24 protein-coding genes and 1 riboswitch are annotated in these 23,361 nt (G+C 73.1%); of the genes, 16 read left to right on the top strand and 8 right to left on the bottom strand.

Going from position 1 to position 23,361, the window contains the following annotated elements; genetic code table 11:
• Positions 1-51 precede the first annotated feature (51 nt).
• Positions 52-345, bottom strand: a complete 294-nt coding sequence (locus PSU4_RS10310) for a hypothetical protein (RefSeq protein ID WP_147105571.1) — start codon at positions 343-345, stop codon at positions 52-54.
• A gap of 139 nt (positions 346-484) precedes the next feature.
• On the opposite strand from PSU4_RS10310, the gene PSU4_RS10305 reads away from it, so the two are divergent.
• From PSU4_RS10305 to msrA, 3 genes are all read left to right on the top strand, one after another.
• Entirely contained in the window at positions 485-943 is a 459-nt protein-coding gene (locus PSU4_RS10305; RefSeq protein WP_147105568.1) for a helix-turn-helix transcriptional regulator, read from the top strand.
• Positions 944-953: 10 nt separating this feature from the next.
• Complete coding sequence (locus PSU4_RS10300) at positions 954-1,382, top strand: VOC family protein (protein ID WP_147105565.1); 429 nt, start codon at positions 954-956, stop codon at positions 1,380-1,382.
• A gap of 149 nt (positions 1,383-1,531) precedes the next feature.
• The gene (msrA, locus tag PSU4_RS10295) at positions 1,532-2,050 is read left to right on the top strand and encodes a peptide-methionine (S)-S-oxide reductase MsrA (protein WP_147105562.1); all 519 of its coding nucleotides are present in this window, start codon (positions 1,532-1,534) and stop codon (positions 2,048-2,050) included.
• 63 nt (positions 2,051-2,113) lie between these two features.
• Here msrA and PSU4_RS10290 read toward each other — a convergent pair whose 3' ends face one another.
• Positions 2,114-3,127, bottom strand: coding sequence for a lysylphosphatidylglycerol synthase transmembrane domain-containing protein (locus PSU4_RS10290; RefSeq protein ID WP_186816859.1), 1,014 nt, complete (start codon positions 3,125-3,127; stop codon positions 2,114-2,116).
• Between the two features lie 219 nt (positions 3,128-3,346).
• On the opposite strand from PSU4_RS10290, the gene PSU4_RS10285 reads away from it, so the two are divergent.
• On the top strand, positions 3,347-3,886 hold the full coding sequence (locus PSU4_RS10285; protein WP_147105557.1) for a hypothetical protein: 540 nt from the start codon (positions 3,347-3,349) through the stop codon (positions 3,884-3,886).
• 10 nt (positions 3,887-3,896) lie between these two features.
• Here PSU4_RS10285 and PSU4_RS10280 read toward each other — a convergent pair whose 3' ends face one another.
• Positions 3,897-4,226: a superantigen-like protein SSL4 gene (locus PSU4_RS10280; RefSeq protein WP_147105554.1), complete on the bottom strand. Its 330-nt coding sequence runs from the start codon at positions 4,224-4,226 to the stop codon at positions 3,897-3,899.
• Positions 4,227-4,931: 705 nt separating this feature from the next.
• Here PSU4_RS10280 and PSU4_RS10275 point away from each other — a divergent pair.
• The 11 genes from PSU4_RS10275 (at position 4,932) to PSU4_RS10225 (ending at position 15,848) form a co-directional block, all read left to right on the top strand.
• A complete protein-coding gene (locus PSU4_RS10275; RefSeq protein ID WP_147105551.1) occupies positions 4,932-6,467 on the top strand; it encodes an FAD-dependent monooxygenase in 1,536 nt (511 codons plus the stop codon).
• 60 nt (positions 6,468-6,527) lie between these two features.
• Positions 6,528-7,043 (top strand): type II toxin-antitoxin system HicB family antitoxin, encoded by a 516-nt coding sequence (locus PSU4_RS10270; RefSeq protein ID WP_147105548.1) that lies wholly within the window; start codon positions 6,528-6,530, stop codon positions 7,041-7,043.
• 4 nt (positions 7,044-7,047) lie between these two features.
• Positions 7,048-7,896 (top strand): DUF4097 family beta strand repeat-containing protein, encoded by an 849-nt coding sequence (locus PSU4_RS10265; RefSeq protein WP_147105545.1) that lies wholly within the window; start codon positions 7,048-7,050, stop codon positions 7,894-7,896.
• 30 nt (positions 7,897-7,926) lie between these two features.
• Positions 7,927-8,898 (top strand): ATP-binding cassette domain-containing protein, encoded by a 972-nt coding sequence (locus PSU4_RS10260; RefSeq protein ID WP_147105542.1) that lies wholly within the window; start codon positions 7,927-7,929, stop codon positions 8,896-8,898.
• Entirely contained in the window at positions 8,895-9,692 is a 798-nt protein-coding gene (locus PSU4_RS10255; protein ID WP_147105539.1) for an ABC transporter permease, read from the top strand. The genes PSU4_RS10260 and PSU4_RS10255 overlap by 4 nt, the downstream gene beginning before the upstream one ends.
• Positions 9,693-9,795: 103 nt before the next feature.
• Positions 9,796-10,218: an ester cyclase gene (locus PSU4_RS10250; RefSeq protein WP_147105536.1), complete on the top strand. Its 423-nt coding sequence runs from the start codon at positions 9,796-9,798 to the stop codon at positions 10,216-10,218.
• Between the two features lie 155 nt (positions 10,219-10,373).
• A complete protein-coding gene (locus tag PSU4_RS10245) occupies positions 10,374-11,876 on the top strand; it encodes an ABC transporter substrate-binding protein (protein WP_147105533.1) in 1,503 nt (500 codons plus the stop codon).
• Complete coding sequence (locus PSU4_RS10240) at positions 11,873-12,841, top strand: ABC transporter permease (RefSeq protein WP_147105530.1); 969 nt, start codon at positions 11,873-11,875, stop codon at positions 12,839-12,841. The genes PSU4_RS10245 and PSU4_RS10240 overlap by 4 nt, the downstream gene beginning before the upstream one ends.
• Positions 12,838-13,647 carry an ABC transporter permease gene (locus tag PSU4_RS10235; RefSeq protein WP_147105527.1) on the top strand — a complete coding sequence of 270 codons (810 nt, stop codon included), beginning with the start codon at positions 12,838-12,840 and terminating at the stop codon, positions 13,645-13,647. Before PSU4_RS10240 ends, PSU4_RS10235 begins: the two co-directional genes overlap by 4 nt.
• Positions 13,644-15,203, top strand: a complete 1,560-nt coding sequence (locus PSU4_RS10230; protein ID WP_147105524.1) for an ABC transporter ATP-binding protein — start codon at positions 13,644-13,646, stop codon at positions 15,201-15,203. Before PSU4_RS10235 ends, PSU4_RS10230 begins: the two co-directional genes overlap by 4 nt.
• A gap of 9 nt (positions 15,204-15,212) precedes the next feature.
• Positions 15,213-15,848, top strand: a complete 636-nt coding sequence (locus tag PSU4_RS10225; RefSeq protein WP_186816858.1) for a TetR/AcrR family transcriptional regulator — start codon at positions 15,213-15,215, stop codon at positions 15,846-15,848.
• Between the two features lie 42 nt (positions 15,849-15,890).
• Here PSU4_RS10225 and atpB read toward each other — a convergent pair whose 3' ends face one another.
• Positions 15,891-16,628, bottom strand: a complete 738-nt coding sequence (gene atpB, locus PSU4_RS10220) for a F0F1 ATP synthase subunit A (RefSeq protein ID WP_147105520.1) — start codon at positions 16,626-16,628, stop codon at positions 15,891-15,893.
• Positions 16,629-16,684: 56 nt separating this feature from the next.
• Positions 16,685-16,786: riboswitch (guanidine-I (ykkC/yxkD leader) on the bottom strand.
• Between the two features lie 202 nt (positions 16,787-16,988).
• On the opposite strand from atpB, the gene PSU4_RS10215 reads away from it, so the two are divergent.
• The gene (locus tag PSU4_RS10215) at positions 16,989-19,694 is read left to right on the top strand and encodes a helix-turn-helix transcriptional regulator (protein ID WP_147105517.1); all 2,706 of its coding nucleotides are present in this window, start codon (positions 16,989-16,991) and stop codon (positions 19,692-19,694) included.
• A gap of 3 nt (positions 19,695-19,697) precedes the next feature.
• Here the strand turns inward: PSU4_RS10215 and PSU4_RS10210 are convergent, their stop codons facing one another.
• The 4 genes from PSU4_RS10210 to PSU4_RS10195 all read right to left on the bottom strand — a co-directional run bounded on the left by PSU4_RS10210 (position 19,698) and on the right by PSU4_RS10195 (position 23,355).
• Positions 19,698-20,435, bottom strand: a complete 738-nt coding sequence (locus PSU4_RS10210; RefSeq protein WP_186816857.1) for an ABC transporter permease — start codon at positions 20,433-20,435, stop codon at positions 19,698-19,700.
• A 14-nt stretch (positions 20,436-20,449) separates the two neighbouring features.
• The gene (locus PSU4_RS10205) at positions 20,450-21,136 is read right to left on the bottom strand and encodes an ABC transporter ATP-binding protein (RefSeq protein WP_246115038.1); all 687 of its coding nucleotides are present in this window, start codon (positions 21,134-21,136) and stop codon (positions 20,450-20,452) included.
• Positions 21,137-21,213: 77 nt separating this feature from the next.
• Complete coding sequence (locus tag PSU4_RS10200) at positions 21,214-22,251, bottom strand: ABC transporter substrate-binding protein (RefSeq protein ID WP_147105511.1); 1,038 nt, start codon at positions 22,249-22,251, stop codon at positions 21,214-21,216.
• Between the two features lie 309 nt (positions 22,252-22,560).
• Entirely contained in the window at positions 22,561-23,355 is a 795-nt protein-coding gene (locus PSU4_RS10195) for a FadR/GntR family transcriptional regulator (RefSeq protein ID WP_186816856.1), read from the bottom strand.
• Between the last annotated feature and the right edge of the window lie 6 nt (positions 23,356-23,361).

The following is a 23,361-nucleotide window of genomic DNA, read 5'->3' as shown; positions in this document are numbered from 1 at the left end:
CGGGAACGGCAGAACCGCACCTGCTGCGGGGCCGGCGCGGCGCTCACCGGCTCACCCGGTACGTGACGGCCTGATCGGCGTCACCCCGGCGCGGTTGTCGACCCCGGACGCCAGGAGCGCGCGGCGCGACCGCCACGAGAGGATCGAGCGCTCCGAGAGCGCGCTGAAGATCGACGCGATGCAGCCGAAGGACCCGACCGACCACACCGACAGGAACGACCCGACCGACCCGATCGACAGGATCGAGCCCGTGGAGCCGACCGACAGGATCGAACCGCTGCTCCCGATGGACAGGATGGAGCCGGTGCTGCCGATCGAGAGCGTCGATCCGTCACGCTTACCCATGCGTGGAGTGTGCTCCTGGGTCTCGCGGCCCCTCAAGCCTCAGAACGCCCTCGGTCCCGACGGCGAGTTCGACGTGAGGGTTCGATCCGGGCGCCGTCTCGACCCTCATGTCGAATCCACGGGTCCTAGACTTCGTGGAGTGGGGGAACCGCAGGTCCGGGTGCCGGGGGACGTGCTGGTCCACCTGCGCCGGGCGCGCGACCACATCGACAGCCACTACACCGAGCAGCTCGACCTCGGGGCCGTGGCGGCGGTCGCGGGGATCAGCAAGTTCCACTTCCAGCGCCTGTTCACCGCGGCGTACGGCCTCTCCCCGGCGGCGCACCTGTCGCAGCGGCGGGTCGAGCGGGCGCAGGACCTGTTGCGCGCCACCAACCTCACGGTCACCGAGGTCTGCCACTCGGTCGGGTTCTCCAGCCTCGGCTCGTTCAGCAGCCGGTTCCGGGAGATCGTCGGGGAGACGCCGAAGGAGTTCCAGCGGCGGTGGTCGGAGGCGGGGGCGCCGCGCATCCCGGGATGTTGGGTGTTCATGTGGGGGCTGGCGGAGAAGCGCGACTCCGCAATCCAGGAGAAGCCCGCGGACCGCGACGGCTCCTAGCCTTTCCCGCATGATCACGAACATCAGCATCACCAGCGTCTTCGTCAAGGACGTCGACGAGTCCAAGGCCTTCTACATCGACGTCCTCGGCTTCGAGGAGCACACCGACATCACGATCGGCGACGGCTACCGCTGGTGCACGGTGAGGCACCCGAACCAGCCCGAGCTGCAGGTGCATCTGACGGTTCCGGGGCCGCCGTTCTCGCCGGAGATGATCGAGGCGATCAGGCGTGCGCAGGACGGCGGCGGTATGAACGGGCTGGGGATGAACGTCGACGACTGCCGCAAGACCTACGAGGACCTGCTGTCCAAGGGTGTGCAGTTCATCAACCCGCCGGAGGAGCGTCCGTACGGGATCGAGGCCGTGGCCCGCGACAACTCCGGGAACTGGATGGTTCTGGTCGAGCCGCGCGAGTTCGGCCCCGCCGACTTCGGCTGATCGACCGTCGGCTGCCTCTGTCGCCGAGGCGTCCCGGGGGGCATGCTGGGGTGACCGCCACCACCGCAAGTGCGAGCGCCTTCCCGGGATGGGTGATCCCCTTCCACGTGTTGACCGTGGTGGCAGGCCCACGACGGAAGGAACCCGACATGAGCCAGACCGAGAAGGCCATCCTCGCCGGGGGGTGCTTCTGGGGTATGGAGGATCTGATCCGGCGCCGTCCCGGCGTCGTCACGACGCGCGTCGGTTACACCGGCGGGGACGTCACCAATGCCACCTACCGCAACCACGGCACGCATGCCGAGGCCATCGAGATCGTCTTCGACCCGGCCGAGACCAGCTACCGCGAGATTCTGGAGTTCTTCTTCCAGATCCACGATCCGACGACGAAGAACCGGCAGGGCAACGACATCGGCATGTCGTACCGGTCGGCGATCTACTACGTGAACGACGACCAGCGTGATGTCGCGCAGGACACGATCGCCGACGTGAACGCGTCGGGGCTGTGGCCCGGCAAGGTCGTCACCGAGGTGGAGCCGGCGGGCCCGTTCTGGGAGGCGGAGCCCGAGCACCAGGACTACCTGGAGCGCATCCCCAACGGCTACACCTGCCATTTCCCGAGGCCCGACTGGGTGCTGCCGCGCCGCGACGCGAGCGCCAACGCCTGACGAACGACCGTCCACGGCCCGTCCCGCACCCGTGGGGCGGGCCGTGTTCGTGGGACGGGCCGGTCAGGCCGCGTGCGGAGCGAGCTCCGGGGCGTGCCGGTGGCGGTGGGTGGGGCCTGCGTGGATCTGGATCGCGTAGACGATCCAGCCGATCACGGACAGGCCGAGCCAGGTGATGACGCGGTAGACGAGGACGGTGGCGGCGGCGGGTCCGGCGCCGACGCCGGCGGCGACGAGGGTGCCGAGGAGCCCGGCCTCGGCCAGGCCGGCGCCGCCGGGGAGGATCTGCAGGGCGATGCTGGCCTGGACGGCGAGGAACCCGAGGGCGAGCGGCGCCCATTCGACGGGGATGCCGACGGCGGTGGCCGCGGCGGCGAGGGCGAGGAAGTCGAAACCCCAGCTGACGACGGCCAACGCGACGAGCACGACCCATTGCGGCGGGGTGGGGCGGAGCAGGCCGATGCGGGCGGCGAGCCGGTCGGAGACGGTGTCGGGGTCGAGGGCCCAGGCGCCGCGGCAGTGGTGGCACACCCAGGGGATGCGGCGGCCGACGTGGAGCAGACCGGTGAGGGCGCGGCGCAGCACGGCGGGCCGGGTGACGACGGCCCAGAGCAGCGCCGACCCGAGCGCGACGGCCAGGCCGAGGACGACGGCGAGCCACACCGGCAGCCAGCCCGCCGCTCCGGCGGCGATCATGGCGAGGACGAGCAGCACGATCGTCGACAACGCTCCGGGGAGCACGACGGACCAGGACGCGAGGGTGGGGTCGACGCCGCGGCGGCGCAGCCGGGCGATCGAGTAGGCCATCGACCCGGCCCCGCCGACGACGGGCACGGTGCTGGAGATGGCGTTCTCCGCGAACGTGATGGCCTGCATCGGGACGACGCCGACGGGCGCTCCGGCGACGACGAGCAGCCGTCGGTGCAGCTCCCCGTAGACGGCGAGGGCGGCCAGTGCGAGCAGCGCGCAGACACCGGTCCAGGTCCAGCTGAGCCGGGCGAGCGCGTCGCCTGCCTCGGTGGCGGATCGGAGCAGGTCGGGCGACTGCCAGGCGAGGTAGCCGAGCGCGGCGAGCACGAGCGCCCAGTGCGCGATCGACTTGCCGTGGGTGGCGACGGGCGCAGGACCGACCGGAGGCGCGTGGCTGCGGTCATCGCATCCTCACCGGTCGTCGTGGCGTTCCGTGCCCCCCACGGTCGCCCCGCGGGCGCCCGTGCGCAAGCACGTTCCAGCTCGTTCGGTAGCGCACGGCGCCACGGGGAGGGCGGCGAAAACGTCGGCCTAGACTTTCCCGACGTGGACACGGGACACGCCGAACGCCGCCCGCTCGACCATTTCGACGTTGCGATGAAGTCCTTGGACGCCCTCGGGATCGAGGTGCGCGGCATCGGGAACGCGGCCGACGCCGACCTCGACGGGCTGACCGACCGACTCGACGACCTCCACCGCGCCGCGCGCAGCGAGGACCCCAGCGGCACCGACGCACGGTGGCGACGCGTCGTCGACGACGCGGAGAAGCTCGAACGCCGCGTCGCCCGGCTGCGGCGCTCGCTCAACCCCGCGCCTCCCCCGGCCGCGCCCCCGGCGCCGGCCACGCGCCCCGCCGCCTCCACACCCAAGGCGCCACGAGCGCCGAAGGCGCCCAAGCCGCCGGCGGAACACCACGGGCAACGCTGGGTCCGGATCGAGTCGGACACCGTGCTGCACCGGGTGATCTCGGGGCAGGCACGCCGGACGATCTGCGGGCAGACCGCGACGCCCGGCATGCCCGACCTCACCGCCGAACCCGGGCGCCGCTGCCCGTTGTGCTCCATCGGGGACACCGAGAAGCGCTGAGCGCTGCGGCTCAGCAGTGCCGCAGGCCCGGCGCGACCGTGATCGCGTCGCGGTGCACGAACGACGACCCGTTCGCGTCGTTGACCCGCACCCAGTAGAAGTTGCTGCTGCCCGGCGGGGTCTGGCCCTCGACGACGCACTGCACCTGCAGCTGCGTGTCCTTCGGCAGCGACGACACCGGTGCGCTCTGGTTCGACGGGCTGGAGTACGACGTCGTCGCCCGGGTGATCACCCCGTTCGGGCTCGCTGTCTCGGCGGCCATCGCGGACCCGGCCGTCGCGACCGCGCCCAGTGTCAGCAGCGCCGCCACACCGCCGGTGACCAGCGTCTTCTTCATCATCGTCCTGCTCCGTCCGTTCCGTTCGCCCGGCCTCTCCGGGCGTAGGTGAACGGTCCCGTTCCGTGGCGCACACCGGGATCGGTCGATCGACGGGCCCGGGGGACGACACCGGCGTCGGCCGATCAGCCGGCCGTCGCACACCTTCCGTACGTGGCGCGCGGGCTGCAGCGTGTGCGGCGCGTACGGAAGGTGTGCGGCACGTGCCGGCCTCAGCCCGGCAGACGCCGCGCATCCGCCGGCAGGGTGCCGCGGAGCGGGGTGCGGATCGCTCCAGCGCGCCCCCGCGGCACGCTCAGCGGGTCTCGGGCGAGCCGACGACGGCCCCGACCTCGTCGTCGAAGTAGGGGAAGTGCCAGTCCTGGGGGTCCTGTCCTCCGTGGAGCGCGTGTGGGTGTCATCGGGTAGACGCCGGGCTCCGGCGGAACTCATCGCCCACGCGGAGGGTTCTTCGACGACGGCCGTGAGCAGGAAGGCGTCGCGGGTCGCGACCGCTCGGACATTGTGATCTGGGTCATGTCTCGTTCATATTCGGGAGCGTGACGACGAGCTCACCCACGGTGCGAGGGGGGTCGACGAGGTCCGCGAGCTGTTCGCGGACACGCCCACCGACCTGCTCGTCGGCACCCTCACCCGGATCCAGGAGGAGGCGCTGACCCGCGCGTCCTCCGCCGACACCCGGTCCACGGACCCGACAGGAGCCATTCGATGAACGCCACCCACGACACCGTCCTGATCGTGGGCGCCGGCCCGGTCGGCCTCACCGCCGCCGTCCAGCTCGCCCGGCTCGGCGTCGCCGTCCGGGTCGTCGAGGTCCTGGAACAGCCGACGACCGAGTCGCGCGCCGTCGGCGTGCACGCCCGGAGCATGGAGCTGCTCGCGTCGCTCGGGGCGCTGGACCGGCTCGAGTCGCTCGGCCGCCGGGTCCCGGCGCTCGACGTCGTCGACGGCCGGACCGGCAGGGCCCGCGTCCGGATGGACCTCGGCAACGCGCCCAGCCGCCACCCCTATGTGCTCGACGTCGCGCAGCCCGACACCGAGGCCGTGCTGGCGGAGCGGGCCGCCGAGCTGGGCGTCGTCGTCGATCGGGGTGTCGCGCTGGCCGGGCTCACCCAGGACGACGACGGCGTCGACGTCGTGCTGCGCAGCGCCGGCGGCGAGTCGGCCGCCCGGTACGGCTGGGTGCTGGGCGCCGACGGCGGGCACAGCACGACGCGGCGCCTCGTCGGCACGACGCTCGAAGGAGGCTTCCACGGCCAGCACTTCGCGATGGCCGACGCGGACGTCGACACGAGCTACGCACCCGACTCGATCCGGATGTTCACTCATCCCGACGGGATGGGCATGCTGTTCCCGCTGGCCGGTGACCGGGCCCGGATCATGTTCCTCGTCGACCCGCCGCCCGAGGGGACGACCGCGCCGACGCTCGCGGAGATGCAGGCGCTCGCCGACGTCCGGATGGGCGGGGCGGTCAGGATGCACACGCCGCGCTGGCTGACCTACTTCGAGGTCCACCATGCGCAGGTGCCGCGGTACCGGTTCGGCCGCGTGTTCCTCGCCGGCGACGCCGCGCACATCCACAGCCCCGCGGGGGCGCAGGGGATGAACACCGGGATCCAGGACGCCGCGAACCTCGCGTGGAAGCTCGCCCTCGTCGCGCAGGGCCGGGCCGACGCCGCGCTGCTCGACAGCTACGACGCCGAGCGTCATCCCGTCGGGGCCATGGTGGTCCGCACGACGACGACGCTGACCGAGGTCGGCACCGCGTCCGGGCCGGAGGCCGTGCTGCGCAACGTCGCGATGTTCCTGGTCGGGCACGTCCACAAGGTCCGTGACGTCGCCGCCTCGACCATGGCCGAGCTGACGATCAACTACCGCGACAGCGCCCTGTCGGTGCACCACGGGCGCGCCGCGGTCAAGGCGGGCGACCACGCCCCCGACCCCGCGGGCACGGCTGTCGCGATCGAGGACCTGCTGGCCACGCCGGGCTTCCTGCTGGTCGTCCAGGGTTCCGGGCAGGAGGCCGCGCTGCGTGAGGTGCTCGGCGATCTCGGCACGGTCGTCGCCGCCGACGACGCCCTCGCCCAGGCGTACGGCTGGCCGATCGACGGCATGGCCCTGATCCGGCCCGACGGCTACCTCGGCCTCGTCGCGGACTCCGCCCATCCCGACGTGCTGCGCGACTATCTCGCCACGTCGCTGCACTTCGGCGGCGAGAGGATCGAGGTCACCGCGCGACCCTGATCCGACGTTCCGGCGCCAACCCACTTGCGCATGGCGCCATTATGGCGCCATAGTGGCGCCATGGACATCGGAGGGTACGTCGAGAGCCTCCGCCGCGAGCTGATCGTGGCAGCCGAGGCCGGTGGCGACGACATGCGGGCACTGGCCGAGCGGCTGGTGCCCGCACTGGAGTCGGCGACCCGGCTGACCCTGCTGGATGCACTGTCGGTCGCCACCGACGAGATCACCCGCGAGCTGGCGCCGGGGTCGGTGCACCTGCGGCTGCGGGGCCGTGAGCCCGACTTCGTCGTATCCGTGCCGACGACCGGCCCCGCGGCGCCGAGCTCCACGTCGAACGGCGAGGACCGTCCGGCCACGCCGCCGAGCCAGCCTGACGCCACCGATGGCGCCACCTCGCGGATCAACTTCCGCCCGCCGGAGACGCTGAAGGCCCGGATCGAGGAGGCGGCGGGCAAGGAGGGCCTGTCGGTCAACGCCTGGCTCGTCCGGGCCGCGACGTCGGCGCTCGACCCGAAGCCCGACCGCAGGAGCGCCGGACGCTCGCACGGCGGCCGGCTCACCGGATGGGTGGGCTGAGGCCATGACCACCCACCTGTTCGACACCGCCGGGCCGGTCCGGGTCACCATCGACCTCCCGCACGGCAGCGTCCGCATCATTGCCGGCGACCGCACCGACACCCGGGTCACCGTCACCCCCGACGGCGCGGCCGACACTGCCACCACCACCCGCGTGAGCTTCACCGACGGTGAGCTCGCCATCACGGGTCCGGCGCAGCGTCGCTTCGGCTGGGCGCTCGACTGGCTGCGCAGCAGTGCCGCCGAGATCGTCGAGATCGAGGTGCCTGCCGGGTCACACGTGACGGCGACGCTCTCGATGGGCGAGTACCGCTGCGACGGGTCGCTCGGCGAGTGCCGCCTGTTCACCCGCTACGGCGACATCCGCGTCGAGGAGGGCGGCCCGCTGACGCTGGAGACGACCTACGGCGAGGTCCACGTCGAGCACGCCCTCGGTGACGCAGAGCTCTCCACCGGTTCCGGCGACATCGAGGCCCGCACGCTCGACGCCGCGGGGACCGTCCGCAACAACTACGGCGGCACGCGCATCGGCCACGCGGGGGGCGACCTGCGGGTCACCGGCCTGTACGGGGACGTGCGGATCGGCCGTGCGGAGGGCGGTGTGTCGGCCAAGACCGCGTACGGCGGTGTCCGCATCGACGAGGTCGTCCGCGGCACCGTCGAGCTGACGACGACGTCCGGCGTCCTCGAGGTCGGCATCCGCGCCGGGACGGCCGCGTGGCTCGACGTGAGCTCGACGTCGGGCAAGGTCCGCAACTCCCTCGACGCCCGCGACAATCCCGACGGCTTCACCGAGACCGTCGAGATCCACGCACACACCGACAGCGGCGACGTCGTCGTCCGCCGTGCCTGACGCGCCCCTACTTCCTCACGAGGAGAACCCATGTCCGCCATCCGTTCCGATGCCGTGTCGGTGATCGGGCTGCGCAAGTCGTTCGGGGCCGAGGTCGTCCTCGACGGCATCGACCTCGCGGTCCCGGCCGGCTCGATCTTCGCCCTGCTCGGGCCCAACGGCGCCGGCAAGACCACGACCGTCCACATCCTCACGACGCTGCTTCCCGCCGACGGCGGCACGGTCACCATCGCCGGTCACGACCTGGCCGACGAACCCGATGCGGCACGCCGCGCCATCGGCGTGACGGGCCAGTTCTCGGCGGTCGACAACCTGCTGACCGGCGAGGAGAACCTGATCCTGATGGCCGACCTGCTGCACCTCGACCGCGCCGAGGGCCGGCGCCGCGCCGCGGAGCTACTGGAGCGGTTCGACCTCGTCGATGCCGCGAACCGTGCCCCCGCCGGCTACTCGGGCGGGATGCGCCGCAAGCTCGACCTCGCGATGACGCTGATCGGCGACCCGCAGGTGATCTTCCTCGACGAACCGACGACGGGTCTCGACCCGCGCACCCGCCGCATGATGTGGGAGGCCATCCGCGGGCTGGCGGCGAGCGGCGTCACGATCTTCCTGACCACGCAGTACCTGGAGGAGGCCGACGAGCTGGCCGACCGGATCGCGCTGCTCGACCAGGGTCGGATCGTCGCCGAGGGGACCGCCACCGAACTCAAGCGGATGATTCCCGGCGGGCACATCAGCGTCCGGTTCGCCACGCCGGTCGCGCTCGACGCTGCGGCCGGCGTCTTCACCCGCGCTCAGCGCGACGACGAGGCGCTGACCCTGCAGATCCCCGCCGACGGCGGCGTCGGCTCGCTGCGCGCGGTGCTCGACGGCCTCGACGCCGTCCGCGTCCAGCCCGACGAGCTGACCGTCCACAGCCCTGATCTCGACGACGTCTTCCTGTCCCTGACCGGCCGCCCCCGTGCGGCGAGCGAAGCCCCTGCGAAGGAGCCCGTCCGATGACGACCATGACCCACCCGCTGCGCGACTCGCGCACCATGTTGCGCCGCAACGTCCGTCGCATGCTCCGGTACCCGTCGCTGACGGTCATGCTGGTCGGGATGCCGGTGGTGTTCCTGCTGCTGTTCGTGTTCGTCTTCGGCGGGACCCTCGGGTCGGGCCTCGGCGGCCCGGCAGCCGGCCTGACCGGGCGCGCCGCCTACGCCAACTACGTCGTCCCCGGCATCCTGCTGATGACGATCGCGGGCGCAGTGCAGGGCACGGCGATCTCGGTCGCGATGGACATGACCGAGGGCATCGTCGCCCGGTTCCGGACGATGTCGATCTCCCGGGCCTCGGTGCTGACCGGGCACGTCATCGGCAGCCTGATCCAGGTGTTCGTGGGGCTCGTCACCGTCACGGCGGTGGCGCTGGCGGTCGGTTTCCGGCCCGATGCCGGCATCGGCGGTTGGCTCGGTGCGATCGGGCTGCTGATCCTCGCTGGGCTGGCGATGATCTGGCTCGCCGTGGCGCTGGGATTGAAGGCGAAGAGCGTCGAGACCGCGAGCAACACCCCGATGATCCTGCTGCTGCTGCCGTTCCTGAGCAGCGGTTTCGTGCCCACCGACTCGATGCCGACGGCCCTTCGTTGGTTCGCCGAGTACCAGCCGTTCACCCCGGTGATCGAGACGCTGCGGGCACTCCTGTCGGGCACGCCGGTCGGGACGACGGGGTTGGTGGCGGTCGTCTGGTGCGTCGTGATCGCGGGCGCCGGCTACCTGTGGTCGCGCCGGCTGTACGAGCGCACCGGACCGTGAGCCCCTGTGAGGACCCGACACCGATCAGGGGCCCAACGACCGGTGTGCCGGGCCGGGCACCGGGCCACGATCGCCGCGACCACGGAGAAGGAGGACGGACGCGATGACGACGACCCTCGAGACCAGCCAGGCGGCACTCGGCACGGCGATCGACCGGTGGAACGCCGGCGACCTGGAGGGCTACCTGCGGATCTACGACGCCGACGTCCTGGTGCACGGGTTCGGCCCGGAGCCACTGGACAAGGCCGGTGTGCGCGCGTTCTACGAGGCGCTGACGGCGGCGTTCCCCGGCAGCCGGATCGAGCTGCACGACACGTTCGGTTCGGGCGACCGGATCGTCTCCCGGTTCACGTTGTCGGGCACGCACGACGGCGAGTTCATGGGTGTCCCGGCGACGGGCAACCCGATCGCGATGAACGGCATCACGATCCTGCGGATGCGCGACGGGGTCTGTCTGGAGCGCTGGACCTCCACCGACCTGCTCTCGGTGCTCGTCCAGATCGGCGCGATGCCCGCCCCCGCGTAGCTCGTGAGTGGCGATGGTCGCCATGGCGACCATCGCCACTCACAGGGCGTGCGGCCTCCACGGGCAGCAGACCCTCGTTGACAATGAGTCGCGGGTGCCTTTAGCGTCACCTCACTCATTGCGTACATCGTACTCATTCATAGAGGTGCACCTACATGTCTCGCGCGCTCTCGCGTCGTCAGCTGCTGCGCTACGCCGGTGTCGGGGCCGGCCTCGCGGCCGCCGTCACCGCCTGCGGGAGCCCCGCGTCGGCCCCGACCGTCGTCGGCTCGGGCGGCGGCGGGGCGGCGGAGTCCCTCGACCCGTTCATCAGCGGCACCCCGTCGGACTACGCCCGCAACTGGACCGTCTTCGACGAGCTCTTCGCGATCAGCGACGGCAACCCCCTGCCCCGGCTCGCCGTCGGCGTCGACCAGGGCGACGGTGCGTTCACCGTGCGCCTGCGCGACGGCGTGACCTGGCACGACGGCAGCCCCTTCGTCGCGGACGACGTCGCCTACACCCTGCGCTACCTCGCGTCCCCGGAGCGGCCGGTCCCGCACGAACTCACCGGGTTCCTCGACACCGCGCAGGTCCAGGTCCGCGATCCGCGCACGATCACGATCCCGACGCTGCAACCGGTCGGCGATCCCGCGATGTTGTTCGCCGGCGCGGGCATGCGCGTGATCAAGGACGGCGCGACGTTCGCCCCCGGCGGCACGGCCGTCGGGACGGGCCCGTACCGCCTGGGCGCGTTCGAGCCGGGGCGGCAGGCTCGTCTCACCCGCTACGACGCCCACTGGGACGGCGCACCGTTCGCCGACGAGATCGTCGTCATCAGTCTCGACGATCCGTCGGCGCGGGTGAACGCGGTGCGGACCGGTGAGGCGGACTACGCCGCCGACGTCCCGTTCACCGTCGCGCGCACCGGTGCCGGTGGCGACGACCTCGAGGTTCGCAGCGCGGGTGACACGCAGCGCACCAGTCTCGGGTTCGTCATGAACACGACGATCCGGCCGTTCGACGACCCCCGGGCCCGGCGCGCGGTGCGCATGCTGGTCGACCGGCAGGCCCTGGTCGACCGGGTCCTGCTCGGGTACGGCGTCACCGGCAACGACCTGTTCGGCCACGGCGCCCGCTACTTCGACGACACCGTGAAGGCTCCGGCGACCGACGTCGCGGGCGCGAAGGCGCTGCTGGAGCAGGCGGGCGCGGTCGGGGCGCCGCTGGTCGTCCGCTCCGCGGAGTACGAGGCGGGCATGAACGGCTCGACCGAGCTGTTCGTCGAGCAGCTCAAGGCAGCCGGCCTCGACGCCCGCGCCGAGATCGTGGGTGTCCAGGAGTACTTCGCGCCGGACGCGCTTGCGGCCACCCACCTGCTGACGTTCCCGCTCGGTCCGTTCCCGCTCGACGTCACCTACGCCCGCTCGGCCGCGTTCCCGACGCTGGCACTGAACGACGCGGAGCTGAAGACCGCCGTGGCGACGGCGTTCTCGACACCCGACGAGGCGGCCCGGGCCGCGGCGTGGAAGACCGCGCAGGCGGTCATGGCCGACCGCGGCAACTGGATCGTGTGGGGGTTGGCCGACACGTTGGCCATCAGCCGGCGCAACGTCGCCGGGATCGAGGTCCGTGACTCCGCGAAGTACCCGTACCTGGGCAAGGCCGGGCTGGCGTGATCCGGCTCGTCGCCGGCCGGTTGGCGACGGGCGCGGCGCTGCTGGTGCTGCTGTCGTTGCTCGTGTTCGTCGGGGTCGACCTGCTCCCCGGCGACGCGGCGAACGCCCGGTTGGGGGCGTCGGCGACACCGGCACGGCTGGCCGAGACCCGGCAGCGGCTCGGCCTCGACCGGCCGGTGCTGGTCCGCTACGCCGACTGGGCCGGTGGCCTTCTCCGGGGCGACCTCGGAACGTCGGTCTCGGGGACGCCGGTCAGTGCGATCCTCGGTGGCCGCGTCGCGAACTCGGCGCTGCTCGCGGGACTCACCACGATTCTGCTCGTCCCGATCTCACTGGTCGTCGGCATGTGGGCGGGGCTGCGGCCCGGCAGCAGGCGCGACCGTGGGGTCGCGGTGGCGTCGCTGCTGTTCGTCGCCGCACCCGAGTTCGTGACGGCCGGGCTGCTCGTGCTGGTGTTCGCGATCGGGCTGGGCGTGCTGCCCGCGGTGTCGCTGATCCCGCCGGGCGCGGGGCCGCTCGACCGGCCCGCCGCGCTCGTACTGCCGGTGCTGGCGCTGCTCCTGCTGCACGCCTCGTACGCGGTGCGGATGATCCGGGCGACGATCGCGGCGACGGTCAGGGCGCCGCACGTCGAGTTCGCGCGGCTCAACGGCGAACCGCCGCGAGACGTCGTCCGGCACGCGGTACTGCCGGCGGTCCTGCCCGTCGCGCTCCAGGTGTGGCTGCTGACGGCGGCCGCGCTCGTCGGCGGGACCGTGCTCGTCGAGCGGGTGTTCGGCTACCCCGGCATCGGGGAGGTGCTGGTCACCGCGGTCCGCACCGGCGACCTGCCCGTCGCCCAGGCGCTGGTCATGGTGCTGGGCGCCGGGGTGGTGGTGGCGTTGCTCGCCGCCGACGTCGGTGTGCGGCTGTCGACACCCACGCTGCGCACGGCCGAGCAGCCGGCTCCGGTGGCGTTTCGATGAGGTGGCCGGGGACGCGTGTCGCGTCCGGGGTGCTCGCGGTGCTGCTGGTCGTCATCGTCGTCGGCCCACTGGTCGCGCCGTACGACCCGGCCGCACCGGTCGGGCTGCCCTACGAACCGCCGACCCCCCAGGCCCTCCTCGGTACCGACGCGCTGGGCCGGGACCTGTTGTCGCGCATCCTCGACGGCGGCCTGCCGATGCTCGGCACCGCACTCGCGGGCGCCGTCGCGGGCAGCGCGCTGGGTACGGTCGCGGGCCTGCTCGCCGCCTGGTGGGACGGCCGCAGCGGCCGCTCCCGCTGGGTGGAGGGTGCTGTTCTGCGGCCACTCGACACGCTCGCGATCGTGCCGCCGATGCTGCTGGTGCTGCTGATCCTCACGGCGTTCACCGGGCACGCCGGGCTGGTGCTCGCGGTCGCGCTGACGGGGGTGCCGCTGTCGGCGCGGGTGCTGCGGGCCGCGGCAGCGCCCGTCGTGACGCGGGCGCACGTCGAAGCGGCCGTCGCGCGCGGCGAGGGACCGGCGTGGATCGTCGGCAGGGAGCTGTTGCCGCTGGTCGCGGGCCCGCTCGTGGCCGACCTCGGCATCCGGTTCGTCGCGGCGATCTACGTCGTCACCGCCGCCGGGTTCCTCGGTGTGGGTCCGAGCGGGACCGACTGGGGCACGCTGATCGTCGAGGCGCTGCCGGGCGTGGAGCTCGCCCCGCTGCTGCTCGCCGTCCCGGTGGTGCTCGTCGCGCTGCTCGCCGTCTCGGTGACCGTGCTCGCCGACGACGCCGTCCGCCGCAGCCGGGCGGTGCTGGCGTGACGGCGCCCGGGCTCGTCGAGGTCCGTGACCTCGTGCTGTGTGCGGGTGGGCGGACCGTGCTCGACGGTGTCCGGCTCGACGTCGCCGCCGGTGAGGCGGTCGGGATCGTCGGCGCGTCGGGCTCCGGGAAGACGACGACGGCGCTCGCCGTGCTCGGGCACCTGCGCGACGGCATCACCCACGTCGCGGGCACGGTGCACGTCGCGGGCGCGCCGGTGCTGCCGGGCCGCCCGCCCCGCGGCGTCGGCTACCTGGGTCAGGACCCGGGCGCGTCGCTCAACCCGTACCGCACGGTCCGGGCCGTCCTGACCGCTGCGGGCGGGGTGCGCCGCGACCGGGCCGGGGTCGACGCGCTCCTCGGCCGCGTGGGGCTCCCGGCCGGGCTCGCCCGCCGCTACCCCCACCAGCTCTCCGGCGGCCAGCAGCAGCGGGTCGCGCTCGCGATCGCGCTGGCGCGTGATCCGGGGCTGCTCGTGCTCGACGAGCCGACGACCGGGCTCGACGTCCTCGCCAGGGCCGACGTGCACCGCGAACTGGCCTCGTTGCGGGCCGCGGGCGTCGCGCTGCTGTGGATCGGGCACGACGCGGAGACGTTGGCGGCCAACGTCGACCGCCTCGTGACCGTCGCCGACGGGCGCGTCGTCGCGTCGGGCCCACCCGAGCCGGCCCGGTTCACCCTCACGTCCGAGGCGGCGCCGGCCGAGGTCGTGCTGGCGGCATCGGGGATCGTCGGCGGCTACGGCGCCACCAGGGTGCTGCACGGCGTGGACCTGCACGTCGGCGCGGGCGAGCGCGTCGCCGTCCTCGGCGCGTCGGGCACCGGCAAGACCACGCTCGCCCGCGTGCTCGCGGGGCTGCACCCCGCTGCCGCCGATACGGTCACCGTCGACGGCGCCACCCTGCACCCCGACGTGCGGCGCCGCACCCGGCCCCAGCGCGCGGCCCTGCAGTACGTGGCGCAGAGCCCGTCGGAGGCGTTGCACCCGCGCCAGCCGGTCCGGACGGCACTGCACCGCCCGCTGCGGCTGCTGCGGAACCTGCGTGGGGCCGCCGCCGACGCCGAGGCCGCCGCGTTGCTGGAGGTAGTCGGGCTGTCTGCCGACACGGCGGGCCTGCTGCCCGCCGAGCTGTCCGGCGGCCAACGCCAACGGGTCTCGCTCGCCCGGGCTCTCGCCGCGCGACCGCGGGTGCTGGTGTGTGACGAGGTGACGTCCGCGCTCGACCCCGGGACCCGCGACGCAGTGCTCGGCCTGCTCGGGCGGCTCTGCGCGCAGGACGGCCTCGGTGTCGTCCTCGTGACCCACGACGTCGAGGTGGCCGCCACGGCCGATCGTGTCGTCGTGCTGGCGGAGGGCCACGTCGTCGCCGACGGCCCGGTCCCCGACGTCCTGGGTGGCGACCTCCTGCCCGGCGGGGTGCCGTCCCACCTCGTCGAGCTCCTGCGCCCCGACGTCGCCGATCCCACCGTCCGCGGAACCGTGAACGTGGTGCCGAGCAGGCGGGCCGCGGTCACCGCGCCGACCGTGGTGAGCGACGACTCCCCGCCGACGGGTTGAATGTCGCCGATGGCGACACGAGACGAACGACGTCGGGGACACGGCAGGCTCGACCGCGCCGACATCGTCACCGTCGCCCTCGGGCTCACCCACGAGCACGGGATCGCGGCCGTCACGATGCGGCGCATCGCCCAGGAGCTGGGCTGCTCCCCCATGGCGCTCTACCGGCACGTCGCCGACCGTGAGGAGCTGCTGCTCGAGATGCTCGACGACGTCGCGGCGCGCATCGTCCTGCCCGACCCCGTCGACGACCCCCGGGCCGAGGTCGTCGGGCTGATGTCGGCCGCGCACCGGACGATGTCGCAGGAGGCGTGGGTCGTCACGGTGCTCGTCGTCGACGGCCTGGCGAGTCCGCGGATCCTGCCGCTCGTCGAACGGTTGATGGCTGCGCTGCTGCGGGCCGGTCTCGACGGCGTCGCGGCGCTGTCGGCCCACCAGACGTTGTGGCAGTTCACCTACGGCGAGCTGTTCACCCGCCACCACGATCGTGACGACGCGTGGAGCAAGCGGATGATGCGCGAGAGCGACCCGGCGAGCTTCCCCCACCTGCACCGGGCGATCGCGGCGATGCCCCCGGGGACGCCGCTGCCCGAGCGCTACACCGAGGACCTCACGACCCTCGTCGATGCTCTGCTCCCCCTGTGAGTGGCGATAGTCGCGATAGCGACCATCGCCGCTCACGAGGGATCAGGACGCCTTCTCCTTCTCCGAGACGTAGCCGCTGAAGTAGATGATCGTGAGCAGGGCGAAGATCAGCGCCTGGATGACGCCGACGAACATCTCGAACAGCTTCCAGCCCGCCATCGGCAGCCACGACACGTAGATCGGCAGCATCGCGATCACCGAGATCATGATGCCGCCGGACAGCACGTTGCCGACCAGCCGCAGCGCCAACGACAGCGGCCGCGAGACGTAGAGGGTGACCAGCTCGATCGGGGCGAGGAACGCGTAGGGCTCCACCCAGTGCTTCACGTAGTGCTTCGGCGAGCGACGGATCGCCCACACGTTGAGCCACACGAACACCACGATCGTCATGGCGTAGACGAGGTTCACGTCGGCGGTCGGGGACGGGACCCACTCGTGCGTCGGCAGCAGGCCGAGCCAGTTGGCCGTCAGGATGAACGCGAACAGCGTCACCGCGAACGCGACGAGCCCGGCGGGGGCGTGGCGGCCCATTCCCTCCTTGACCTGGCCCTGGACCCAGCCGACGAGCGCTTCGAACGTCAGCTGCAGCGCGGTGGGGCGGCCGGCGGTGGCGCGGCGGGCCGCCCAGAGCCCGAGGCCGCAGACGACGATCGCGGCGACGAGCGTCCCGATCACGGTGTCGAGGTTGATCTCCAGGCCCGCGACCTCGACGGTCCAGTGCTCGCCGGGGGTGACCTCACCACCGGCGGCGAGGAGCGGAGACGGCTGTTCGGCATTCATGGGCGGCCCCAGGTCGAGGGGTGCCGCCCGCCGGGGGCAGCCGACACCGATCAGCTGTCTCCCGGGCTTTTCCCCCGCCGTGGGACGGCCTCGCGGCCGCCTGCATCTCTCGGACCAGACCCCCGCCGCAGCGGGACGGAACCCTAGACGCGCCTCACCTTCGGTGAGTCTCCTCGACCGTACCTTACGTCCGAATCACCCGATTCATGCCCTCGGCGGTCCTGCCGGGAACACGCACCTCCCACGGCGAACCGGGCCGGTTCCCGACGTTCGGACCAGCGCCAACACCGCCCGCGCAGAGATCCACACGTCATCCACATGGGCCACGCGAGGGGGTGCGGTCCTCAATAGCCTGGCAGGGTGACCTCGGATCCGGGCGGCCGCCACGCGTCGGCGGTCGAGGAGATCCTGGACAACCTCGCGGGGGGTACCCGGACGGTCCTGGTCAGCGGTCTGCCGGGCATCGGAAAGTCGACGACCGTCGGCATGGTGGCAGGGCGGCTGGCACGGTCGGGGTCGGTGGTGCAGCGCGTCGAGGCCGACGAGATGAGCCGCAGCCGCCCGTTCGGCCTGATCTCGGGGCTGATCGGAATCGAGGCCGTGTACCCGCCCCGGCCCGACACGGCCGACCGGATGGTCGAGGCCGCGGAGAAACTGTGCGCCGAGGGCCCGGTGCTGTTGTGCGCCGACGACCTGCACCAGGCCGACTCCGACTCCCTCGACCTGCTCGGCTGGCTCGTCGACATGACCCGCGACCTGCCGCTGTCACTGCTGCTGACCCGGCGGCCGCTACCCCTGCGGGAGAGCCTGACGGTGCTCGCCGCCCGGCCGGACGTGCACGTCGTCGAGCTGGGCGGGCTCGCACCCGACGAGCTCGACGCACTCGTCACCGCCCGCTACGGCGCGCCGCCCGGGCCCTCGGTACAGGGCCTGCTCGCGATGACGGGCGGGAACCCGTTCCACACCCGCGTCATGCTCGACGACCTGCAGCGACGTGGCCTGCTCGACGCCGCGGACGGCATGCTCGCCACCACGGCCGCCGCCACCGACGCGCCCGAGTCCGTCCAGGCCGGTGCCCGCACCCACCTGGCGCTGCTCGACCCGGCGACCCGCGACCTGCTGCAGGTCCTGGCGGTCTGGGGCGCCTCGGCGTTCCCCGAGCAGCTCGCCGCCGTCACCGGCAGCAAACCCGCGGCGCTGCTCGGCGCGATCCAGACGGCCGTCTCCTCCGGTGTCGCCCGCTGGACCGACGACGAACGCCTGGCGTTCCAGCACGACCTGTACCGCGACGTCGTCTACTCCGATCTCGACCCGCCGCTGCGCAGGATGCTGCACGCGGCGTGCGCGGCGGAGCTGCAGGCCGTCGGCGGGATCCCGTCGCAGGTGCTGCAGCAGTCGGGTGCCGCCGCAGCCGCCGACGACGCCTCCGAGGCCGAGAGCGCGCTCGCCGTGGTCGGGACCGACCTCGCGCACGCACCCGCCCAGGCCGCCGACCTGCTCGCCACCGCCGTCCGGCAGGCCACCGCGCTGCCGCCGGGCCCGCAACGGACCCGGCTGGAGGACCGCATCGCCGTCGCCCGCACCGCTGTCCTGGCCGCGGCGGGCCGGATGGCCGAGGCGCTGCAGGTGGCGAGCGAGGGCCTCGAACGCACCGACGACCCGGCCGTCCGCTCGGAGCTGGTCCGGCTACGGCTGCACAACACCGTCAGCGCCGCCGACATCCCCGGTGCGCTCGTCGAGATCGACCGTCGCCTCGACAGCGACCTCACCCCGCAGGCGCGGGAGGCGCTGACGCAGCTGCGCCGGTGGGCGGTCGTGCTGGAGGGCCGCGAACCGGTCGGTGACGGCATCCCGACGGGCCGCAGCGGCGCCGCCCTGCTCCCGGCCGCGATGGACCTCTTCCTCTCCGGCCGAAGCCGGCAGGCGCTGCGGATGATCGAGCAGGCCGTGCAGGCACGTCTCGACGCCGGGTCACCCGACTGGGCCGACGGCCCGACGACGCCGGTGTTGCCGCCGTGGTTCGCACTGCACGCCGACGGTGTCGAACAAGCGCGGGAACGGTCGGTGCGGACGCGGCAGCACGCCCAGCAGCACGGTCGCGGCTGGCAGCTGCCGTACCACCTGTTCGTCGCCGGCACCATCGACTACGTCGCCGGGCGCTGGGACGACGCGCTCGCCGCGGTCGACTCGGGGCTCGAGGCCACCGCCGTCACCGGGACCGGGTGGCTGTCGCGCGCGGTCGGGCTGAGCCTGGCCATCCGGACCCGCCGTGGCGAGCTCGACGTCGTCGCCGCCGGGCTCGACCGGTGGAAGCTGCGCGCGCTCCCCGAGCAGTACGGGCTGCCCGTCGTGACGCTCGCGGAGATGCTGCTGGCCGAGGCGCAGGGTGACACCGACGCCGCCGGGGCTCTGGCGCGCCGAACCTGGACCGGCACCCTCGACACGGGCCGGTTGCTCTGGGCGCTCCACGCGGGCCCCGACACTGCGCGGGTCGCCGCCGTGGCCGGCGACAAGGAGCTGTTGGCGCGCGTCGCGTCGGACACCGCGTCGGTCCCCCTCGACGAGAACACCGGCCTCGCCCCCGCCGCCGACCTCGTCCGCGCGATCGCCGAGCGGGACCCGGACCGTGCCATGGCCGCGGCGTCCGCGTTCTCGGGGCGCGGCAACGTCCTCGGCGAGCTCGGCGCGTGGGAGGAGGCGGCCGTCGCGGCCGCGGCCCGCGGCGACGCCGACCGGGCCCGCAGCTGCGCGGCACGCTGCACGAACGTCGCCGCACTGCTGGGGGCGACGACCGTCGAACGCCGCTTGACCGCGCGGCTGCGCGAGCACGAGGTGCGCCTCGGCGTCACGGGCAGGCGGCGCCGGCCGTCGTCGGGGTGGGACAGCCTCACCCCGACGGAGCTGCAGGTCGCCGAGCTGGTCGGGCATGGCCTCACGAGCCCGCAGATCGCGACGCGGCTCTACATCTCCCCGCGCACCGTGCAGACCCACATCTCGCACAGCCTCCGCAAGCTCGGCCTGTCCTCACGCGTCGAGCTGGCGACGACGGTGGCCCGCCACCGCTGACGCTCACGCGGACGTGTGCCACGGAACCAGCAGCCTGCGCGCGCCCGCGACCAGGCCGTGCAAGGTGATGCCCAGCAACGCCAGCAGCACGATCGCGGCGAACATCCGCGGGGTGTCCAGCGAGTTCATCGCGACGACCACGACATGCCCCAGCCCCTGGCTCCCGCCCAGGAACTCCCCGATCACCGCGCCGATCACCGCGAACACGATGGCCGTCTCGGCGCCGGTGAGGACCGAGGGCGCGGCCGTCGGGAGGTCGAGGCTGCGCAGCATCTGCCACCGCGACGCCCCCAGCTGACCGAGCACGTCGCGGTGCCCGGGCTCGACCGACCGCACGCCCAGCAGCACGTTCATCGTGATCGGCAGGAACGCCAGCAGCGCCGCCAGCACGATCTTCGACGTCGGCCCGAACCCGAACCACAGCACGAAGATCGGTACCAGCGCGACCTTCGGGATCACCTGGAACGCCACGAGCGCGGGCCGCGCCGCCTGCTCCAGCCACCGCAGCCGGCCCAGCGCCACCCCGACGACGATCCCGGCCACGAGCGCGATCCCGAAACCGGCCACGATCTCGGTCGCCGTCACCCCGACCTGACCCCACGTCACCGGGGACCGGACCAGCGTCGCGAACGCCGACGCGACCGACCCCAGCGGCGGCAGGACCAGCGGGGAGACGCCCGCGGCCGTCGCAACCGTCCAGGCCCCGACGACGACCACGATCGTCACCAGCGCCCCGACCACGGCGGGCCCACCCCTCACGAGTCCGCCGCCTCCAGTGCGTCGCGCACCTGCCGGACGACGTCCTGGAAGCCGGGCTCCGTCGTGTCCCGACGCGGGTGCGGCAGCGGCACGTCGACGACCGTGTGCACCCGGCCCGGGCGCGGCGTCAGCAACACGACCCGCTCGGCCAGCTGCACGGCCTCCGGGATCGAGTGCGTCACGAACACGACGGTCGCGCCCGACGCCGCGTGCAGGTCGGCCAGGTCGGCGACCATCTCGTCGCGGGTGAGGGCGTCGAGGGCGCCGAAGGGCTCGTCCATCAGCAGGATCGTGGGGTCGCGGATCAGCGCCCGGGCCAGCGCCGCCCGCTGCCGCATCCCGCCCGACAGCTCGTGCGGCGCGGCCTCCTCGAACCCGGCCAGTCCGACGTCGTGACACAGCTCGGCGGCCCGCGCGCGCCGCGCCGCACTGTCCACACCGGACAGCCGCAGGGGCAGGGCGACGTTGTCGCGCACCGAGTACCAGGGGAACAGGTTCGGCTCCTGGAACACCATGCCGACGCCATCGCTGCCGCCGGTGACGTCGACGGTGCCGCGCGTCGGCTCCAGCAGGCCCGCGAGGATCCGCAGCAACGTCGACTTGCCGCACCCCGAGCGGCCGACCACCGCGACGAACTCGCCCGCCGCGACTGTGAGGTCCACCCCCTCCAGCGCGGTCGTCACCGGCCCGCGCCGACGTCGATGGTCGTGACCGACCCCGGCGACGCGGACCGCGTGAGCCCGTACGTGGTCGACCGTGGTCACTGCTGCGGGCCGAGCTGCTGGAGCCAGCTGCCCGGGTCGAGCCCGGCCGGGACCAGCCCCAGCCCGGAGATCTCGGCATACGCCCCGTGCCAGCGGTCGGGCGGCAGCGTCCCGCGCAGCGAACCCCACGTCGTCACGTAGGCGTCCATCCCCGCCTTCACGACGGCCGGGTCCGACATCGACGGCACGTCCCAGCGCGAGGCGATCAGCGACGCCGTCTCCGCGTAGCCGCTCGCAGCGTCGGCGGCGATGAAGTCCATCGCGTCGTGGACGGCGGCCAGGAAGCGCCGGATGCGGTCCTGCACGGCCGGGTCGGCGAGCTGGTCGGCGCTGCTCACGTACACCTGCGCGCCCGCGGTGACCTGCTGCCCGGCGTCGAGGACCACGGCGTCGGGATGCGTGCGCTGCAACACGACGGCGGTGTCCATCGGCGCGATGTAGGCGTCGATGTGCCCGGCCCCGACGAGGTCGTAGACGCCCGGGGCGAGACCGGTGACCTCGCGGCGGACCGAGGCCGGGTCGACGCCGCCGCGGGCGATCACGAGGTCCAGCGTGGACTCGCTCGTGCCCCCGAGCGACGGGACGCCGACGGTCGTGCCCGCCAGGTCGGCGGGCGTGCGGATCGGCTTGCCCGGACCGGAGATGATCCGCAGCGTGCCCACGGCCATCTCGGTACCGACGACACGCAGCGGCGCGTCGCGGACCCCGACGGCGATCATGGTCTCGATGTCGCCGAGCCGGGTGACCTGCGCCGATCCCCCGACCACGGCCTGCAGCGCGGCGGGCGACCCCTGCAGCGCCTGCAGGTCGACGTCGAGGCCGTGCCGGGCGAAGTCGCCCCGGGCCGCGGCGACCATCTCCGGGGCGTAGGTCATCGACTCGACGGGCGACGTCGTCACCACGGTGATGCGGTCGAGCGGGGCCTGCTGCTGCCCGCCGGAACAGGCGGCGACGACCGCGGCGAACACGCCCAGCAGAGCGACGACAACAGCTCGTGAGCGGCGCCTGCCGCCGCGACGACCGTCGCCACTCACAGGACCACCTCGGACATGGGTCTCCTCGAAGATCCGGACGTTGCCGGTTGGCTCGCTACGGGTGTCCGATTCGTTTCGCTCCGCGTCCGGCCGCGTCCCACCGGCGGCAGCGACGCCGGGCCGAGCGAGATGGCGAATGTTCCCGTCGCCGCCCTGCTCACCCTCGCCGGAGCCGTGATCGCGGCCCGGACCCTCCCGCACACGAGAACCCAGACGACCACGTCATGACCGACCCGATGAGCGCGACGTCGTCCTCGCCCGAGCGCACCGCACGTCGTCGGCTTCCTGCTCCGGCGTGAGCACGATGGGTCAAAGGGCCTGCTCCCAACGCAGCGGCGCCTGCAACGTCTCGGGGTAGCGGCTCTCCAGGTAACGCCGGAAGTCGACGACGTGGCTGTGCATCAGCTTCTCGGCCGCCTCGGCGTCGTTGCTCCGGATCGCGTCGTAGATCTGCTCGTGCGCGGTGAGGACGGCCCGCTGACGGCGCTCGGAGTAGTCGATGCCGAGCGCGGTGCGGTCGGTGATCCAGTGCAGCGACGTGGTGAGCAGCCGGAACAGGTCGTTGCCGGCGCTCCAGGCGATGAGGTCGTGGAACTCGGCGCTGCTGCGCAGGAACGGGTCGACGGCGCCGATGGTGTTGCGCATCTCCTCGACCGACGCCTCGAGGTTGACCAGCTGGTCCATCGTGGCCCGCTCGGCGGCCAGGCCGGCGGCGCGGGGTTCCACGACCTCGCGCACCTCGATGACCGACGCCAACGGCGTCCGCAGCACCTGCATCTGCATCGTGATGATGCTGCCCAGGTGCGAGCCGTCCTGGGCGCCCACGACCAGCCCACCTCGGGGACCCGACTTCGTCCAGAGCACACCCTGGATCTCCAGGAACCTCAGCGCCTCCCGGAGCACGTTGCGGCCGACGTTGTAGCGCTCGAGCAACTGCTTCTCGGTCGCGAGGATGCTGCCGACCGGGTGGTCGCCCTCGGCCAGCTCCTCGATGATCGAGTGCGCGAGCAGCATCGCCGTCTTCGTCGGCTTGTGCTGGCGCTGCAGTGCGGCGGCGCGCGTCACCGCGCCGTCCCTGCTCGCGTGCTGTGAAACCTCTGCCACGTGTGT

It is taken from the genome of Pseudonocardia sulfidoxydans NBRC 16205 (genome assembly GCF_007989085.1).
GTDB classification, from domain to species: Bacteria; Actinomycetota; Actinomycetes; order Mycobacteriales; family Pseudonocardiaceae; genus Pseudonocardia; species Pseudonocardia sulfidoxydans.
This window is presented reverse-complemented; position numbering and strand designations above follow the sequence as displayed.

Excerpts from the sequence above, each read along its gene's own strand:
- PSU4_RS10310 (WP_147105571.1), bottom strand. The coding sequence starts at position 345 with ATGGGTAAGCGTGACGGATCGACGCTCTCGATCGGCAGCACCGGCTCC.
- PSU4_RS10300 (WP_147105565.1), top strand. The coding sequence starts at position 954 with ATGATCACGAACATCAGCATCACCAGCGTCTTCGTCAAGGACGTCGAC.
- msrA (WP_147105562.1), top strand. The coding sequence starts at position 1,532 with ATGAGCCAGACCGAGAAGGCCATCCTCGCCGGGGGGTGCTTCTGGGGT.
- PSU4_RS10280 (WP_147105554.1), bottom strand. The coding sequence starts at position 4,226 with ATGATGAAGAAGACGCTGGTCACCGGCGGTGTGGCGGCGCTGCTGACA.
- PSU4_RS10275 (WP_147105551.1), top strand. The coding sequence starts at position 4,932 with ATGAACGCCACCCACGACACCGTCCTGATCGTGGGCGCCGGCCCGGTC.
- PSU4_RS10270 (WP_147105548.1), top strand. The coding sequence starts at position 6,528 with ATGGACATCGGAGGGTACGTCGAGAGCCTCCGCCGCGAGCTGATCGTG.
- PSU4_RS10265 (WP_147105545.1), top strand. The coding sequence starts at position 7,048 with ATGACCACCCACCTGTTCGACACCGCCGGGCCGGTCCGGGTCACCATC.
- PSU4_RS10260 (WP_147105542.1), top strand. The coding sequence starts at position 7,927 with ATGTCCGCCATCCGTTCCGATGCCGTGTCGGTGATCGGGCTGCGCAAG.
- PSU4_RS10255 (WP_147105539.1), top strand. The coding sequence starts at position 8,895 with ATGACGACCATGACCCACCCGCTGCGCGACTCGCGCACCATGTTGCGC.
- PSU4_RS10250 (WP_147105536.1), top strand. The coding sequence starts at position 9,796 with ATGACGACGACCCTCGAGACCAGCCAGGCGGCACTCGGCACGGCGATC.
- PSU4_RS10245 (WP_147105533.1), top strand. The coding sequence starts at position 10,374 with ATGTCTCGCGCGCTCTCGCGTCGTCAGCTGCTGCGCTACGCCGGTGTC.
- PSU4_RS10235 (WP_147105527.1), top strand. The coding sequence starts at position 12,838 with ATGAGGTGGCCGGGGACGCGTGTCGCGTCCGGGGTGCTCGCGGTGCTG.
- PSU4_RS10225 (WP_186816858.1), top strand. The coding sequence starts at position 15,213 with ATGGCGACACGAGACGAACGACGTCGGGGACACGGCAGGCTCGACCGC.
- atpB (WP_147105520.1), bottom strand. The coding sequence starts at position 16,628 with ATGAATGCCGAACAGCCGTCTCCGCTCCTCGCCGCCGGTGGTGAGGTC.